At 56.1% G+C, this 14,768-nt stretch carries 11 protein-coding genes; 2 read left to right on the forward strand and 9 right to left on the reverse strand.

The window, feature by feature from the left end; translation table 11 throughout:
• Positions 1-147 precede the first annotated feature (147 nt).
• From N1689_RS14540 to N1689_RS14565, 6 genes are all read right to left on the reverse strand, one after another.
• On the reverse strand, positions 148-309 hold the full coding sequence (locus tag N1689_RS14540) for a DUF1328 domain-containing protein (protein WP_003848537.1): 162 nt from the start codon (positions 307-309) through the stop codon (positions 148-150).
• Positions 310-404: 95 nt separating this feature from the next.
• Positions 405-1,019 (reverse strand): molecular chaperone OsmY, encoded by a 615-nt coding sequence (gene osmY / locus N1689_RS14545; protein ID WP_161732703.1) that lies wholly within the window; start codon positions 1,017-1,019, stop codon positions 405-407.
• A gap of 257 nt (positions 1,020-1,276) precedes the next feature.
• Positions 1,277-2,863, reverse strand: a complete 1,587-nt coding sequence (gene prfC / locus N1689_RS14550; protein WP_222925452.1) for a peptide chain release factor 3 — start codon at positions 2,861-2,863, stop codon at positions 1,277-1,279.
• Positions 2,864-3,155: 292 nt separating this feature from the next.
• Positions 3,156-4,259, reverse strand: coding sequence for an amidohydrolase (locus tag N1689_RS14555; protein WP_161732705.1), 1,104 nt, complete (start codon positions 4,257-4,259; stop codon positions 3,156-3,158).
• Between the two features lie 4 nt (positions 4,260-4,263).
• Entirely contained in the window at positions 4,264-4,737 is a 474-nt protein-coding gene (locus tag N1689_RS14560) for a YjiG family protein (protein WP_161732707.1), read from the reverse strand.
• On the reverse strand, positions 4,727-5,395 hold the full coding sequence (locus tag N1689_RS14565; RefSeq protein ID WP_161732709.1) for a nucleoside recognition domain-containing protein: 669 nt from the start codon (positions 5,393-5,395) through the stop codon (positions 4,727-4,729). The genes N1689_RS14560 and N1689_RS14565 overlap by 11 nt, the downstream gene beginning before the upstream one ends.
• A 490-nt stretch (positions 5,396-5,885) precedes the next feature.
• Between N1689_RS14565 and ftnA the strand changes: the two genes are divergently transcribed.
• Positions 5,886-6,392, forward strand: coding sequence for a non-heme ferritin (gene ftnA, locus N1689_RS14570; protein ID WP_033733871.1), 507 nt, complete (start codon positions 5,886-5,888; stop codon positions 6,390-6,392).
• A gap of 359 nt (positions 6,393-6,751) precedes the next feature.
• On the opposite strand, the gene N1689_RS14575 is transcribed toward ftnA, so the two are convergent.
• Both N1689_RS14575 and N1689_RS14580 read right to left on the reverse strand, forming a co-directional pair.
• Complete coding sequence (locus tag N1689_RS14575; protein ID WP_260059266.1) at positions 6,752-9,115, reverse strand: glycoside hydrolase family 31 protein; 2,364 nt, start codon at positions 9,113-9,115, stop codon at positions 6,752-6,754.
• Positions 9,116-9,125: 10 nt separating this feature from the next.
• Complete coding sequence (locus tag N1689_RS14580; protein WP_161732713.1) at positions 9,126-10,436, reverse strand: MFS transporter; 1,311 nt, start codon at positions 10,434-10,436, stop codon at positions 9,126-9,128.
• Positions 10,437-10,659: 223 nt separating this feature from the next.
• On the opposite strand from N1689_RS14580, the gene N1689_RS14585 reads away from it, so the two are divergent.
• Positions 10,660-11,724 carry a LacI family DNA-binding transcriptional regulator gene (locus tag N1689_RS14585; protein ID WP_222924986.1) on the forward strand — a complete coding sequence of 355 codons (1,065 nt, stop codon included), beginning with the start codon at positions 10,660-10,662 and terminating at the stop codon, positions 11,722-11,724.
• Between the two features lie 11 nt (positions 11,725-11,735).
• Here the strand turns inward: N1689_RS14585 and N1689_RS14590 are convergent, their stop codons facing one another.
• Positions 11,736-14,585, reverse strand: a complete 2,850-nt coding sequence (locus tag N1689_RS14590; protein WP_161732717.1) for a bifunctional diguanylate cyclase/phosphodiesterase — start codon at positions 14,583-14,585, stop codon at positions 11,736-11,738.
• Between the last annotated feature and the right edge of the window lie 183 nt (positions 14,586-14,768).

The following is a 14,768-nucleotide window of genomic DNA, read 5'->3' on the forward strand; positions in this document are numbered from 1 at the left end:
CAGTCATCTATTCCTTTAACCGGCAGGCCAGCTGAACTGGCTTGCCATCGCAGCGATGTGAAGGTGTCCTTCTCTTCACGTCAGTCGCTACAGATGACTGGTCTCCGCTCTATGCTTTGCGTTGCATTACGCTGCAGGACTCATCGGCTAAAGCTTTTTACGGCCGGTAAACAGGCTGATGAGGAACAGGATAATACCAACGACGAAGACAACTTTAGCTGCCCATGCTGCTGTGCCCGCTAAACCGCCAAAACCTAATGCTGCAGCGATCAGTGCGATCACCAGAAAAATAATGCCCCAACGAAACATAAGCCTCTCCTTACCCTATTTAAAATCGAACTGCTTATTTAATCCCCGGATGGGTGTTTTTATACAAGCGGCCACCAGAGTGGCCGCTTGCAAGCTTAAGATTTAACCGTCAGGTCATTCTTAACGCTTTTCACGCCTTCAATGGCTTTCGCGATGCTTTCTGCACGATCTGACTGTGCCTGATTAGCAACATGCCCTGAAAGCTGAACAACACCGTCGGTAGTCTCAACTTTAACGTTGCGCGACGGAACAATGTCATCTGCTAACAGCTTAGCTTTAATTTCGCTGGTTGTAGCGGCATCGCCGGCATAACCTTTCACTGAAGAGGTTTTGCTGTCTCTGACGTGTAGTTTGTCGCTGACGGATTTAACACCTTCGATTTTCTGCACCACTGCCACAGCCTTTTCAGCCTGATCCTGTGAGGTGACGAAACCGCTTAAGGTCACGACGCCACTATGCGTTTTTACCGAGATATCCGTACTTTTAATAGCGTCGTCATCCACCAGTGCCGCTTTGGCTTTGGCGGTGATGCCGCTGTCATCCATATAACCATCGACTTTTTTCATAGAACTATCGATTTTCGAACCCGCGCTGTCGGCTGTCTGTGACGCTTTCTGCGACATAGATTCGTCAGCCAGTGCGCTGCCGCTGATCAGTGCTGAGCCAATCATTGCGGCCATCAGGGTTTTAGCAATCTTAGTCTTGTTCATCGATATCTTCCTTCTATCAGTTAACTCACCCAAAACTGTGGGCGAAACAGAGGCACATATGCCGCTGCGTTACAGGACGTAAGGACAAGAGAAGTCTCTTCCGCCGTCCGATAAAATAATCATAGACGGCATTTTGCGATTTGCCTGGCTAACTGGTTGATCACACGTCAAAACAGAAGAAAAAAGGGTTTTTTAGGAGGAGTCTGGAGCGAGGAAATCAGGGCCACTCCCTGCTGGAATGGCCCGGAAACAGGCGATTAGTGCTCGCGTGTTTTACGGAAACGGACGTCAGGGTAACGTTCCTGGGTAATATTAAGATTCACCATGGTTGGCGCGATATAAGTCAAATTATCACCGCCATCGAGCGCCAGGTTAACTTCGTTTTTACGCTGGAAGTCCTCAAACTTTTTAGCATCGTCACATTCAACCCAGCGCGCCGTTGAGACGTTAATCGCTTCGTAGATCGCTTCGACGTTATATTCGCTTTTCAGACGTGCCACCACCACATCGAACTGCAGTACCCCGACCGCGCCCACGATCAGATCGTTGTTATGCACCGGACGGAACACCTGCACTGCACCCTCTTCCGACAGCTGAACCAGCCCTTTCAGCAGCTGTTTCTGCTTCAGCGGATCGCGCAGACGAATACGACGGAACAGCTCTGGCGCGAAGTTCGGAATACCGGTGAACTTCATGTTTTCACCCTGCGTAAAGGTGTCGCCAATCTGTATGGTGCCGTGGTTATGCAGACCGATGATATCGCCAGGATAAGCTTCTTCAACGTGTGAACGGTCGCCCGCCATAAAGGTCAGGGCATCGGAAATCACCACATCTTTGCCAGTACGTACCTGACGCAGCTTCATCCCTTTTTCATATTTACCGGAGACCACACGCATAAAGGCCACACGGTCGCGATGTTTCGGGTCCATGTTGGCCTGGATCTTAAACACGAAGCCGGTGAACTTCTCTTCTTTCGCTTCTACCGTGCGGGTGTCGGTATCGCGTGGCATCGGACGTGGCGCCCATGCCACCAGGCCATCCAGCATATGGTCTACGCCAAAGTTACCCAGCGCGGTGCCGAAGAAGACCGGCGACAGTTGGCCGTTCAGGAAGGCTTCCTGCTCAAACTCGTGCGATGCACCCTGCACCAGCTCCAGCTCTTCACGCAACTGTGCCGCCAGATCGTCACCGACTGCGGTGTCGAGGTCCGGATTGTTCAGCCCCTTCACGACGCGGACATCCTGAATGGTGTGGCCTTTACCGGTCTGGTAGAGATAGGTCTCATCTTTGTAGAGGTGATAAACCCCTTTGAACAGCTTGCCGCAGCCGATTGGCCAGGTGATCGGTGCGCAGGCAATTTTCAGCTCGCTTTCCACCTCATCCAGCACTTCCATCGGATCACGGATGTCACGGTCAAGTTTGTTCATAAAAGTCAGGATCGGCGTATCGCGCAGGCGGGTAACTTCCATCAGCTTTCGGGTACGATCCTCAACGCCTTTCGCGGCATCGATCACCATCAGACAGCAGTCAACGGCGGTCAGCGTACGGTAGGTATCTTCCGAGAAATCTTCGTGACCTGGGGTATCCAGCAGGTTTACCAGGCTATCGCGGTAAGGAAACTGCATCACCGAGGTGGTAATAGAGATACCACGCTGTTTCTCCATCTCCATCCAGTCCGACTTGGCGTGCTGGTTAGAGCCACGGCCTTTTACGGTACCGGCGGTCTGGATAGCCTGTCCGAACAGCAACACTTTTTCGGTAATGGTGGTTTTACCGGCATCCGGGTGCGAAATGATCGCGAAGGTGCGGCGGCGTGCCACCTCTTCTAAAAAGGGATTAGACATGGAATTCTTCTCAATAGGCAGCGCAACATACTGGCGCTGCTGATAAATCACGGTGGCCGGCAGAACCTTACCGGCGGGTAAACGGTGCCAAAAACGATCTTTCATCGTTGGCGGGTCAGCGCGAAGTTACATTGGCGTGAAGTCCGGTTACCTGGTCAGCTTTAAGGCGGCATAGCATACAATATTTTGCGCGCGCGGCCTACAGGGAAGGGGCAGGATTTCAGGGGCGGAGAATCGGAGAATAGCGGAGGCGGCAACAGCGTCGGGCGGGTCTGCACCCGCCCCCACTCTGTTATCCCAGTACTTTTCTGACGCAGGCTTTGAAGATCTGCACACCAATCTCCAGCGAGCTGAGATCAAAACGCATATCGGGATGATGCAGCCCTGGCGTCAGGTTGGTGCCCAGCCCCCAGAAGCCCGCCTTCACACCCGGACGCTTCACGGGATAGTAGAAAAAGTCCTCGCTGCCTGGCGTGGTGCGGGTCGGCAGTGCGCCCTCTTCACCCAGCACTTCAACGATGGCCGCGCGGATCACCGCCGTCGCGTCATCATCAATCTCGGCAGCCGGCATCTCTTTCAGCACGCGAACCTCGGCGGTGGCTCCCAGTGCCGCGACGCTGTGAGTAATGGCGCGCGTGACCTGCTCTTTCAGCTGCGTCATCGGCCCGTTCTCCTGCGAACGCAGATCCCACACCACGCGGGCTTCATCCGGTACCGAGTTGGTGACACCCGCATCGCACAGGAAGCGGGTCGCTTTGACGCTCCATGTCAGGCCCGGGGACAGATGGAGGGCATTGACGGCCTGAACCGCCTGCGCGGCCGCATCCAGCGCATTGATGCCAAGATGCGGTCGCGCCGCATGGGCGGGCTGGCCTTTGATGGTCGCTTCCAGCGTGCTGCAGGCGGAGTAGAGCACGGCAGGCACTGCCTGGCCGACCACGCACTCCTCCAGCGGACGCAGATGGAAGCCCAGAATCATCTCCACATCATCCAGTGCGCCGCCTTCGATCATTGAGAGCGCACCGGCGCCCAGCTCCTCGGCGGGCTGGAACAGGATCTTCAGCCGGCCACGTTTCACCACGCCCTCCTGCAGCAGAGCCGTCGCCGTCGTCAGCACGACCGAAGAGTGACCGTCGTGACCGCAGGTGTGGCGCGCACACGGCACGCCATCAATGATGTGCCCCAGCGCATCCATATCCGCGCGCAGCGCCAGCACCGGCCCCGGCACCCCGCTGTCGATCTCCGCCACGATGCCGGTGGTGTTATTGATGTTGCGCGTTACCTTCAGGCCCGCTTTCTCCAGCTGATCGGCGATGTAGGCCGAGGTCTTTATCTCCTGAAAGCCCAGCTCCGGAATTTCGTGCAGATAGTGATAATGCTCTAATACCTTAGACACAGCGTTACTCCTGAATAAACAGACGCATAACAGACATCGCGATCAGCGCGTTGATGATGCTCACCAGCATCAGCAGCGGCCAGTATTTTTTGGGCACATCGGCCACACCCAGCAGCCGCCCCATATATTGCAGTTGCGATCCCATCAGGAAAATCGCCGGTGCCAGAATAGTAATATCCGCGCCGGTCAGCAGCCCTTTGGTCAGCAGGCTTACCGCAACGCCAGTGCCCGCCGACGATGAAAGCCAGGCGGTAAGCAGCACGGTAATCGCCTCGCCCGGCAGGCCGAACAGCCCCATCACCGGCGCAAAGGCATGTCCAAGGAACTGCATAATACCGAGCAGGTTCAGCACTTCCGCCAGCACATAGGCCATCACCACATTCGGCATCAGGTTGTGAATGGCGATGTGAAAGCCTTTGCGTGCGCCAGTCACAAACACATCGAACGGATTACTGCAGGTCGCAATTTTATTTTCCATCGGCAAAATCCTTCTTATAAACACTGTTTAACACAGCGCGCGTTATTGCCGCACCGATAAATTTCAGCACGAACATTAATAACAGCGGAATAATAATCGGCAGCGTCATAGAGGCGAACAGCGCTGAACCGATGGCGAAGTAATTATTGATTAATCCCGCACCGGAATATTGCCAGGCACTCATCACCACCAGCTCTTTTTTACCAATCAATTTCTGATCAGCCATCTCTTTTGTTAATGCCGCGCCCGCGTCGGTGCTTTGCAGGTCAGTGATTAACGCCAGACCGCAACGGCCCGGCAGGCCCATCAGCGGCTTAAGCAGCGGTGTCAGCAAGCGATGTGCCGCGCGAATCGCACCATAGTGGGTAAAGATTTCGAGCACGCCCAGCGCCAGCATTACCGTGGGCGTCAGCGACAGGGCAAACAGGAAGCCCGCTTTAGCACTGAGTCCGCCTGCGCCGACAAAGGTGTTGCTGGCGGGATCTTTCATGGTGCCGAAGCTGCCGCCCAGCGTAGTGAAGTCAAACGCCCCCAGCCATTTAAGGCCCTCGACGTTATAAAACAGCCCTGAGAAAAACAGAATGGCAAAAATTAATGCGATATAACTGCCTCTGGTCGCCGTCATTTTTACCGGATTAACCACACTCTCATCTGACATTACTTTCTCCTGATAACATGGTCTGCCGCCTGTTCCCTGCCGTAGCAAGTTTCAATATATGGAACTCAGTTCTAAGCAGGATTTATGCCAGAGCCGCTAAGAGAGAGATTGTTAACACCTTATTTCCCCACGCAGGACATTTAATCCACGCTATACCTCTTATCACGCTCTGAAATTTATTTTTCAGACCACCCGGTGATATTTTCGGGACGGCATCAGATTGCGAATATTTCGTCTGTTACAGCGACTTATTGCACCAGCAAAATAACCATCGCCCGCACTATCATGGTGCTGATTCGCCTGACGTTGTTGCCTGATAGCCGTGATACAGAATGAGAATTGCTCGCATTCAATTTCCGAAATAATTCTATTTAAATCAATCAGATAAATTAGCTTATTTTGCGGAAAAGGCTTCACTTTACTAACATGTATGATGCATAATTCACCGCTTCCACCTGTTTATTTAACATCTTCTTAAAAGGACTCGGCCATGCTGACTGCTGAAATGACTGGGCGTTTAAACGACCAGCTGAACCTGGAATTCTTCTCTGCCAATCTTTATCTGCAAATGAGCGCCTGGTGCAGCGACAAAGGCTTTGAGGGTGCCGCTTCCTTCCTGAAGATGCATTCACGCGAAGAGATGCAGCATATGCAGCGTCTGTTTGATTACCTGAGCGATACCGGCGCGATGCCGGTGCTGGGCACTATCGCTGCGCCACCGGTTTCTTTCACCTCGCTGAATGAAATCCTGCAGCAGGCGCTGGAGCATGAGCAGCTGATCACCAGCAAAATCAATGAGCTGGCTCACGCTGCTATGACGTCACAGGATTACTCTACCTTTAACTTCCTGCAGTGGTATGTTGCCGAGCAGCACGAAGAAGAGAAGCTGTTCAAAACCGTGCTGGATAAACTGGCGCTGGTCAGCAACAGCGGCAACGGTCTGTTCCTGGTCGATAAAGATCTGGGCCGCATGAGCACCGAAAACCACGCAGAATAATATTTTTCGGGCCTCTCAACCGATTAAGACCACTGACAATTCCCTAATCAGTTATCTGGAAGCAATGATAAAGCCAGGATAGCAGGGAATATGGTCAGAGGAGGAAAGCGTCCCGCGCCAGGGACAAAAACGCCCGTAGCCGGAACAACGCAACGCGTTGGTCCGGCTACGGGCGCACCTCAGGGATGAGGTGCGTCATCACGCGGGTAGAGCGCCCGGGGACTGGCTTGAGCGTCTTTCCGATCTGACCGTATTTCCTGTGCAGGCACGGTTTGGCAGCGGACCCGCTTTTGCCAGCTTCCTCGTCGGCCCCTTTCCGGGGCCGAACTTATTTCCGTCTAACGGCCATCACGCCACCGCTATTCCAGCCGGTAACTCGCCGCTTTCTCGCCGTTCACCCACAGCTCACGACGTTCACCCGCAGGCAGTAACAGCGCGATCTCCCGCCAGGCAGGCTGATAGTCGCCGCGTTTTTCCACCGTCAGGTCGATTCGGCTCGCGCTGCTGCACAACGTCCAGCTCAGCCACAACGCATTGCCCTGCTGCCAGCCATGGCTCTCACCATCATCGTCAAACATTTCGCCCTGAGTGGTTACACCTTCCGGTGCGGGCCATAACTGCCACTGCCGCACCCTGTCGCGTCGCGCATCGGTGGTGCTTTCGCATTCGCCCAGCGGGATGATCGCACCGGCTCGCACCAGCAAGGGCAGCCGATCCAGCGGCGCATCCAGCGTAACCGTTTCGCCGCCCGCAAACGCCCTGCCGCTGTGCCAGTCATACCAGCCGCCCTGGTTGCGTGGCAGATAGACTTCACGGCTGCGCGCGCCCTGCTCCACGACGCTGGCGACCAGCAGATCGCGTCCCAGCATGAAGTCATCACACGCCTGATACGTCTGTGGATCCTGCTCATGATCGAGGAAGGTCGGACGCAGCATCGGCTCATCTTCCGCGCTGGCCTGCCACGCGAGGTTATAGAGGTAAGGCATCAGACGATAGCGCAGGCGGATCGCTTCGCGGATCATTGGCGTGACCTCCGGGTACATCCACGGCTCGTTCACGGTGTGATCGTCATTCCACGAATGGATAGTAAAGCGCGGATGCATTACGCCATTCTGAACCCAGCGCACAAATAGTTCGGCATCCGGCTTATCACCCGAGAAGCCACCGACATCGTGTCCGACATTAAACAGCCCGGACAGGCTCATCCCCAGCCCCATGCGGATGTTGTAACGCAGAGTCTGCCAGCTGGTGCGGTTATCGCCGCTCCAGGTCTGCACATAACGCTGCATCCCGGCGCAGCCGGAGCGGGAGATCAGATAAGGACGTTTGTCTGGCGCAAACTGCTGCTGCGCTTCCATCGAGGCGCGCATCATCAGCAGCGGCATCACCGGCCGGATATGCTTGATGGCGATCGGCTGACCAAAACCGTGACAGCGCGCTTCGCCATCCCACACCTCATATTCGTTGTTATCGTTCCAGGTTGAATCAATGCCCTTCTCCAGCAGCTGCTGCGTGACATTTTCCTGCCACCAGCGCACCGCCTGCGGATGGGTGAAATCAAGGTGCGATCCCTCATCATCCCAGAACACCGAACGCTCCGGGCGATCCTGTTCCGAGTCACGAATAAATAGCCCCTGTGACGCCACTTCCTGGTAACGCGGGTGATCCTGCAGCAGACAGGGCTTGATGTTGGCCGCCAGCTTCATTCCGGCACGATGAAAGGCATCACTCAGCGCGTTGGGATTCGGAACTTTGTCGTAGTTCCAGTTGAAGACATAGCGTTTGTTATTGATCGAGGTGTAACCGGAAGAGAGCTGGAACGAGTCGCAGGGAATTTCATGCTCGCGACACAGGCGGATAAAGGATTGCAGCTGCTGCTGTGCGTCCGGCGCGTCGGTGTAGTGCATGGTAGAACCGCTGTAGCCCAGGCTCCACTTTGGCTGAAAAAGCGTGCGACCGGTCAGGCGCACAAAGGCTTTGGTGACATCAAGCAGCGTCGGCCCGAGCATCATGTAGTAATCGAGATCGCCCGCCTCGGCGCGGTAACGGCGATAAGGCAGATGGTAGTTATCCAGCTCATTCCCCAGATCGAGCCAGCTGCTGCTGAGGTTGTCATAAAACAGGCCAAAGCTGACGCCATCGCGCTGCGTCAGGGTAAACGGAATATGTTTATAGAGCGGATCGGTGCTGGCGGCGTTATAGCCCATCGCATCGAGATTACGCATCTCAAACCGCCGGTTAACGCGGTTCAGGTCGCCACTCTTCTCGCCCAGACCATACACCCGATCCTGCGGCTGACGACGCTGATAGTGCTCGACGCCGTCGCCGTGCGCATTGAGCAGATAGGCACCGGTATGACGATCGGCGGTCAGCGGCTGCCAGCTGGCACCATCAAACTGCTCCCAGCTCAGGCAGAGCGGCTGATGCACCGTCACCCGCAACTGTGGTGTGCTGATGCGCAGCTGCTGCGCATCGTGATCCACCTGAAATGCGGGCAGCGTAAAGCCATCCAGCGCCTCGCGGTCACGTCCCTGCCAGGGCACATCATGCTCAGGCGCAATGCTCCAGGTGCGGTTCAGCGCCAGATCACCGTCGCGCTTCAGCAGCACACGCATCAGCTTCTCTTCCAGTACATAAAGTCGCAGGAAATGTCGATCGTCGACCTTGAGTTCAACAAAGTGATCGGCCTGCTGATGCAGCGTCCAGTTCTTCAGGGTTTTCATCGCGATATCCTTATGGGTTAGCAGGGCGCTGGCGGCGTTCGGCGATCAGCATCACCAGGAAAACGGCACCGATCAGGTCAAAGAAGCCCATCGCCACAAACAGCGGATTAAAGCCGATGGTATCGGCGGTCACACCGATAATCAGCGAGAAGATAAAGCTGGCGATCCAGGCGCAGGAGCCGCGCATGCCGTTGACTGTAGCCATCTGGCGGCGATCAAAACGCTCTACTACCAGCGCGCTCAGCATGCAGGAGATCACCTGATGACCGAAGCCGCCGACGGAGATCAGGGCAATAGCCAGCCAGGGATCTTTTACCAGCGTCATCAGCGCCAGTGAGACCATCAGCAGTGCGCCGGTCACCGAACTTGCAACAATGGAATTCACGCGGGTCATGCCAAACCAGCGCACATAGATTCGGGTCAGATAGCCGCTGGCAACGCTGCCGAGGTCGGCGGCCAGAAATGGCAGCCAGGCGAACATCACGATCTGTTTAAGATCCATGCCGCGCTCGTTGGCAAGATAGAGCGGCACCCAGAAGCTCAGCACCGCCCAGGCGGGCTCAGCCAGAAAGGCCGGAATGGCGATGCCGTAGAATTTCTTCTCTTTACCAATCACTTTCAGCGCGGTGAAGAACGGCAGCTTTTCACCAATCGCCTCGTTATCCTGGTTAATAAAGGCGCGTTCATCATCGGAAAGACGGGGATGACTCTCCGGCGAGTGATAGCCCCACCACCAGAGTCCCACCCACAGCAGGCCCAGGCCGCCGGTCAGCAGAAATGCGCCCTGCCAGCCAAAGGTAATGTGGGCAACATAGATAATCGGTGGCGCCAGCATCGCACCAATCGAAAAGCCGACGCCCGCCCAGCCCGCCGCAACCGGACGCTCCTTTTTCGGAAACCAGTCACCGATCGCTTTGGCGTTAGCAGGCGTGGCCGCCGCTTCGGAAGCGCCCATGACAAAACGCAGCAGCGCCAGATGCAGCCAGCTTCCCGCACCGGCGTGCAGCAGACAGGTTACCGACCAGATCAGCGCGCAGATCAGGAAGCCCATCTTCAGTCCGATTACATCGATCAGCCAGCCGCAAATCGGCTGAAACAGGGTATAGGCGAGCTGAAATGCGGCTACGACCCACGAATACTGTTCGGTGGTCATGTTCAGACTGGTTTTCAGTTCCGGTGCCAGAATGCCGAGGGAGTTACGGGTGATGTAGTTGACGGTCACACCCAGCAGGAACATTCCCAGCATCCACCAGCGTAAATTTTTAATCACGCGCACCGTGCGTGATGCACTGATGGGTTTGGTTGTTGATTCGAGGCTCATTGTGCCACTCCTGATTGCCATTGATGACGCACACCGCCTGCTGGCGTACCGCGTGTCCTTTTATCGAACTTAAAAAAGTGTGAAACGTGGGTACAGCCACTTTTTTGCAACGCTTTTCATGGCAGGCTGAATGCCGACAGAAAATGGCACTGAAACGGTTATCTGACGCGATTCAGCAGGCTATGAAAAATTTTTCATTGGCAGATTTGAAGGCGATCACAGAATGAAACAAAGGCTGAAAATCGGTGAGATTGCGGCGCTGAGCGGTGTCTCGATCAGTACGGTGTCGCGGGTGCTGGCGGGGAAAGCGAATACCCGACCCGCGACGCGGGACAAAGTGCTGGCCGTGGCGCAGCAGCAGGGCGTGCTGGATAACCTGCACAGCGGTCGCCTGCTGCTGAATAACCTGATGGTCTTCGCCCCGCCGCGCGCCTTTGACGTACGCAGTGACATTTTCTACTACAAGGTGATTCAGGGGATAAGCCAGGCGGTGGAGCCACATGAGGTGCGGCTGCGCTACTGTCCGCTGGAAGAGGTGGAAAGTGATGCCGCGCTGTTTATCGATAAGATGCAGCAGACCGAAGCCGCCCTGCTGATCGGCATTGATGATGAGCATATTCATCAGCTGGCGGCGGAGATGAACAAGCCCTGCGTGCTGATCAACGCCCGCGATCGCCGGATGCGCCTGCCTTCAGTCTCGCCGCATCATCAGCTGATTGGTGAATTCTCCGCGCGCTATCTGTTTGAGCAGGGACACCGGCAGATCCTGTCGCTGCACTGCCTGCGCCGCTATACCATGGAGCAGCGTCTTCAGGGGGTGCGCGACGCCTGGCACGCCATGAATCTGCGCTTCGACAGCCGCCAGCACCTGCTGACCCTGAACAGCTTCAGCAGCAATGAGGCGGCGGAACGGCTGGGTGACTATCTGCGCCACTGCCCTGACGCACTGCGTCCGACGGCGATTCTCGCCAGCGGGGATTACATCGCCGCTGGGGCCGTCACTGCGCTGGAGCAGGCCGGATTACGGGTGCCACAGGATATTTCAGTGATGAGCATGGATGGGTTTAACCTGGCCGCTATCCACGATATTCCGCTGACCTCGGTGCAGGTGCCACGTGATGAGCTGGGCGCAGCGGCAGTGAGAATGCTGCAGGAGATGCGGCTGAATCCCGGCACCCCCACCGGCAGCCTGCTGCTGAACGGCAGGCTGGTGGTGCGCGAGTCGGTGCGCCGTATCCGCGATAATCTCAGCCATGCGCCGGTTCAGCAGCATGGCCTTTATGATTAACCCGGCGCGGATTAACCCAGCGTTTTCAGCCGCAGCTCCGACGGCTGAGGTCGTCCGAACAGGAAGCCCTGAAACAGCGTACAGCCCTCATCGCGCAGCTTCGTGAACTGCTCATCGCTCTCCACGCCTTCAGCGGTAATCTGGATATCCAGACTGCGGCTCATGCCGGTAATCGCGCGGATTATCGCCAGCGCCTCGCGGCTGTCGCCCATATCGTTGATAAACGATTTGTCGATTTTGATTTTGTCGAATGGGAAGGAACGCAGATAGCTCAGCGACGAATAGCCGGTGCCGAAATCATCCAGCGCAATCTGTACGCCCAGCGCCTTGAGATTCTGCAGGGTACGGATATTCCCCAGCGAGTCATCCAGCAGCACCGATTCGGTGATCTCGACTTCCAGTCGCGCCGGATCGAGACCCGACTCTTTCAGCGCACCTTCAACCACCGGCACCAGCGAGCTGTTTTTAAACTGCAGCGGTGAGAGGTTGACCGAGACTGACTGCTCCCCTTCCCAGCTCGCCGCTTCACGACAGGCTTCATAGAGCGCAAAGGCTCCCAGCATATGAATCAGGCCGGTCTCTTCCGCAATCGGGATGAAGTCGTTGGGCATAATCAGCCCGCGGATAGGATGATGCCAGCGCATCAGCGCTTCATAGCCAATAATCGTGCGGTGATCGCCATTGGTAATAGGCTGATAGTAGAGCCGCAAATGCCCGCCGCTGATCGCATCGCGCAGATCGTTTTCAATCAGGCGTCGGCTGCGTGCCACATCATCCATCTCCAGCGTAAAGTGCTCATAGCGGTTGCGGCCATTACGTTTGGCTTCATACAGCGCCATATCCGCACAGCGCAACAGCTGCTCCGGGGTATTGGTGATGGTGGTGCTGAGTGCAATACCCACGCTCAGCCCGACCGACAGATTATGACCTTCAACGTTAACCGGCGGACGAATCGCCTCGATCAGACGCTGCGCCACAATGCTCGCCTCCTCACTGTTTGCTACCGAGGGCAGCACGATAGCGAACTCATCGCCACCAATGCGCGCCAGCGTATCCTGATCGCGCAGCGTGTTTCGCAGACGCTTAGCCACGCTGCGCAGCAACTCATCGCCAATCTGATGGCCCAGCGCATCGTTCACATTTTTGAAGTTATCCAGATCAAGGCACAGCGCGGCGGTCTGGCGCTGCGTCTGGCTCGCAGTGCGCAACGCCTCACTCAGACGCTGGCGGAACAGCATGCGGTTCGGCAGGCTGGTCAGGTTGTCGTGGTGCGCCATATGGTGAATACGGGCATCGGCGGCGCGCTGGTCGGTGACATCTTCCACCAGCAGCATCAGGTAGTTGCGGCGCGCATCCTGGCCATTAATCGCGGTGGCGCGGGTATGCAGAATGCGTTCGCCGCTGGCAGTCATAAGTAACTGCTCACGCTCATGCATGCCCTCACTGCGCAGTGCAACGTCCGCCAGATTGTTAAAATAGTCACTAAGCTCAGGCGACATGCATTCGTGCGGACGCTTGTTGACGATCAGTGCTTTCGACAGGCCAAACAGCTGCTGGGTGCGGTCATTCACCAGCAGGATCTCGCGGGTAATCGCATCTTCAACAATCACGCAGGAGGGAATGTTGGCAATGATGTTGTCCAGAAATTTAGACAAGGCGGTTTTCTGCGTGCTCTGCGCTTCGGCCAGATCACGGGCGCGCAGGATCTGCTGCTCCTGCTCACGGCCTTCCGTGCGGTCGCGGGTGATCTTGGCGAAACCGATCAGCTTACCGTCATCATCATGGATCGCGTCGATAACCACATGCGCCCAGAACGCGCTGCCATCTTTACGGTAGCGCCAGCCCTCATCTTCAAAACGACCGGTTTTCAGCGCGATACCGAGATTAGCTTCCGGTGTCCTGTTCAGCCGCTCCTGAGCACTGTAAAACAGCGAGAAGTGCTGACCGACCACTTCTTCCGCTTTGTAACCTTTGGCGCGCTGTGCGCCGGCATTCCAGTTCACAACCACGCCGTCGGTATCAAGCATATAGATGGCGTAATCCGTTACGCCCTCAACCAGCAGGCGAAAACGCTGCTCCTGCTCGCGCTGCTCGCTGCGGACACGCTGCTGTTCAGTGCAGTCACGGGTGATTTTGGCATAGCCCAGCAGCTTGCCCTGATCGTCACGGATCGTGTCGATCACCACATGTGCCCAGAACGCGCTGCCATCTTTGCGGTAGCGCCAGCCCTCATCTTCAAAACGGCCGGTGCGATAGGCAGTTTGCAGGTTCTGGCTGGGGATATGATTGAGTCGATCCTGTGCGCTGTAGAAACGGGAAAAATGCTGGCCGACAATCTCTTCCGCCACATAGCCTTTGGCCCGCTGTGCGCCGGCGTTCCAGTTCACTACGTTACCGTCCTGATCGAGCATGTAGATGGCGTAATCGGTGACGCCCTCCACCAGCAGGCGGAAACGCATCTCCTGCTCCCGCTCTTTGCGCTGCTGCTCCTGCTGCCGGGTGCAGTCACGGCAGACCGCAGCAAATCCAATCAGCTGAGCGGTCTCGTCGCGGATGGGATAGATGACCACGTGTGCCCAGAAGCTGCTGCCATCTTTACGGCAGCGCCAGCCTTCGTTTTCGTAACGTCCGGTGGTGGCGGCGATATCGAGTTCGCGCTGCGGCTGACCGCGACGGCGATCCTCTTCGTTGTAAAACAGGGCGGCGTGCTGTCCAATAATTTCGTCTGGCCTGTAACCAAGGACGTGCAGACCCCCGCCGTTCCAGCTGGCGACAGTTCCGTCCGGTTTAAGCATGGTGATCGCATAGTCGATCACGCTTTGTACCAGCATGCGATACATGACATCAGAGTTATTATCCATTGTTATTTGCCTGCTGCTCGGGAGCCCGGTAAAGGCTTAGGAATGTTCTTAATCGCGAGCCGAGACTAAAGCGGAAAAGGTCTGCGAAGACAAGCGTATTAAGAAGAATAACTAATCTTATCAGGGGATATATCGGCAGCGGCGAGCAAATGTTCAATGGTGTAATGATTGGGATAAGCGCCT

The sequence above is a fragment of the Pantoea sp. XY16 genome (assembly GCF_025153065.1).
GTDB lineage: Bacteria > Pseudomonadota > Gammaproteobacteria > Enterobacterales > Enterobacteriaceae > Pantoea > Pantoea alfalfae.

Coding starts and splice junctions, on each gene's coding strand:
- prfC (WP_222925452.1), bottom strand. CDS start 2,863: ATGTCTAATCCCTTTTTAGAAGAGGTGGCACGCCGCCGCACCTTCGCG.
- ftnA (WP_033733871.1), top strand. CDS start 5,886: ATGCTGACTGCTGAAATGACTGGGCGTTTAAACGACCAGCTGAACCTG.
- N1689_RS14590 (WP_161732717.1), bottom strand. CDS start 14,585: ATGGATAATAACTCTGATGTCATGTATCGCATGCTGGTACAAAGCGTG.
- N1689_RS14565 (WP_161732709.1), bottom strand. CDS start 5,395: ATGTCAGATGAGAGTGTGGTTAATCCGGTAAAAATGACGGCGACCAGA.
- osmY (WP_161732703.1), bottom strand. CDS start 1,019: ATGAACAAGACTAAGATTGCTAAAACCCTGATGGCCGCAATGATTGGC.
- N1689_RS14560 (WP_161732707.1), bottom strand. CDS start 4,737: ATGGAAAATAAAATTGCGACCTGCAGTAATCCGTTCGATGTGTTTGTG.
- N1689_RS14580 (WP_161732713.1), bottom strand. CDS start 10,436: ATGAGCCTCGAATCAACAACCAAACCCATCAGTGCATCACGCACGGTG.
- N1689_RS14585 (WP_222924986.1), top strand. CDS start 10,660: ATGAAACAAAGGCTGAAAATCGGTGAGATTGCGGCGCTGAGCGGTGTC.
- N1689_RS14575 (WP_260059266.1), bottom strand. CDS start 9,115: ATGAAAACCCTGAAGAACTGGACGCTGCATCAGCAGGCCGATCACTTT.
- N1689_RS14540 (WP_003848537.1), bottom strand. CDS start 309: ATGTTTCGTTGGGGCATTATTTTTCTGGTGATCGCACTGATCGCTGCA.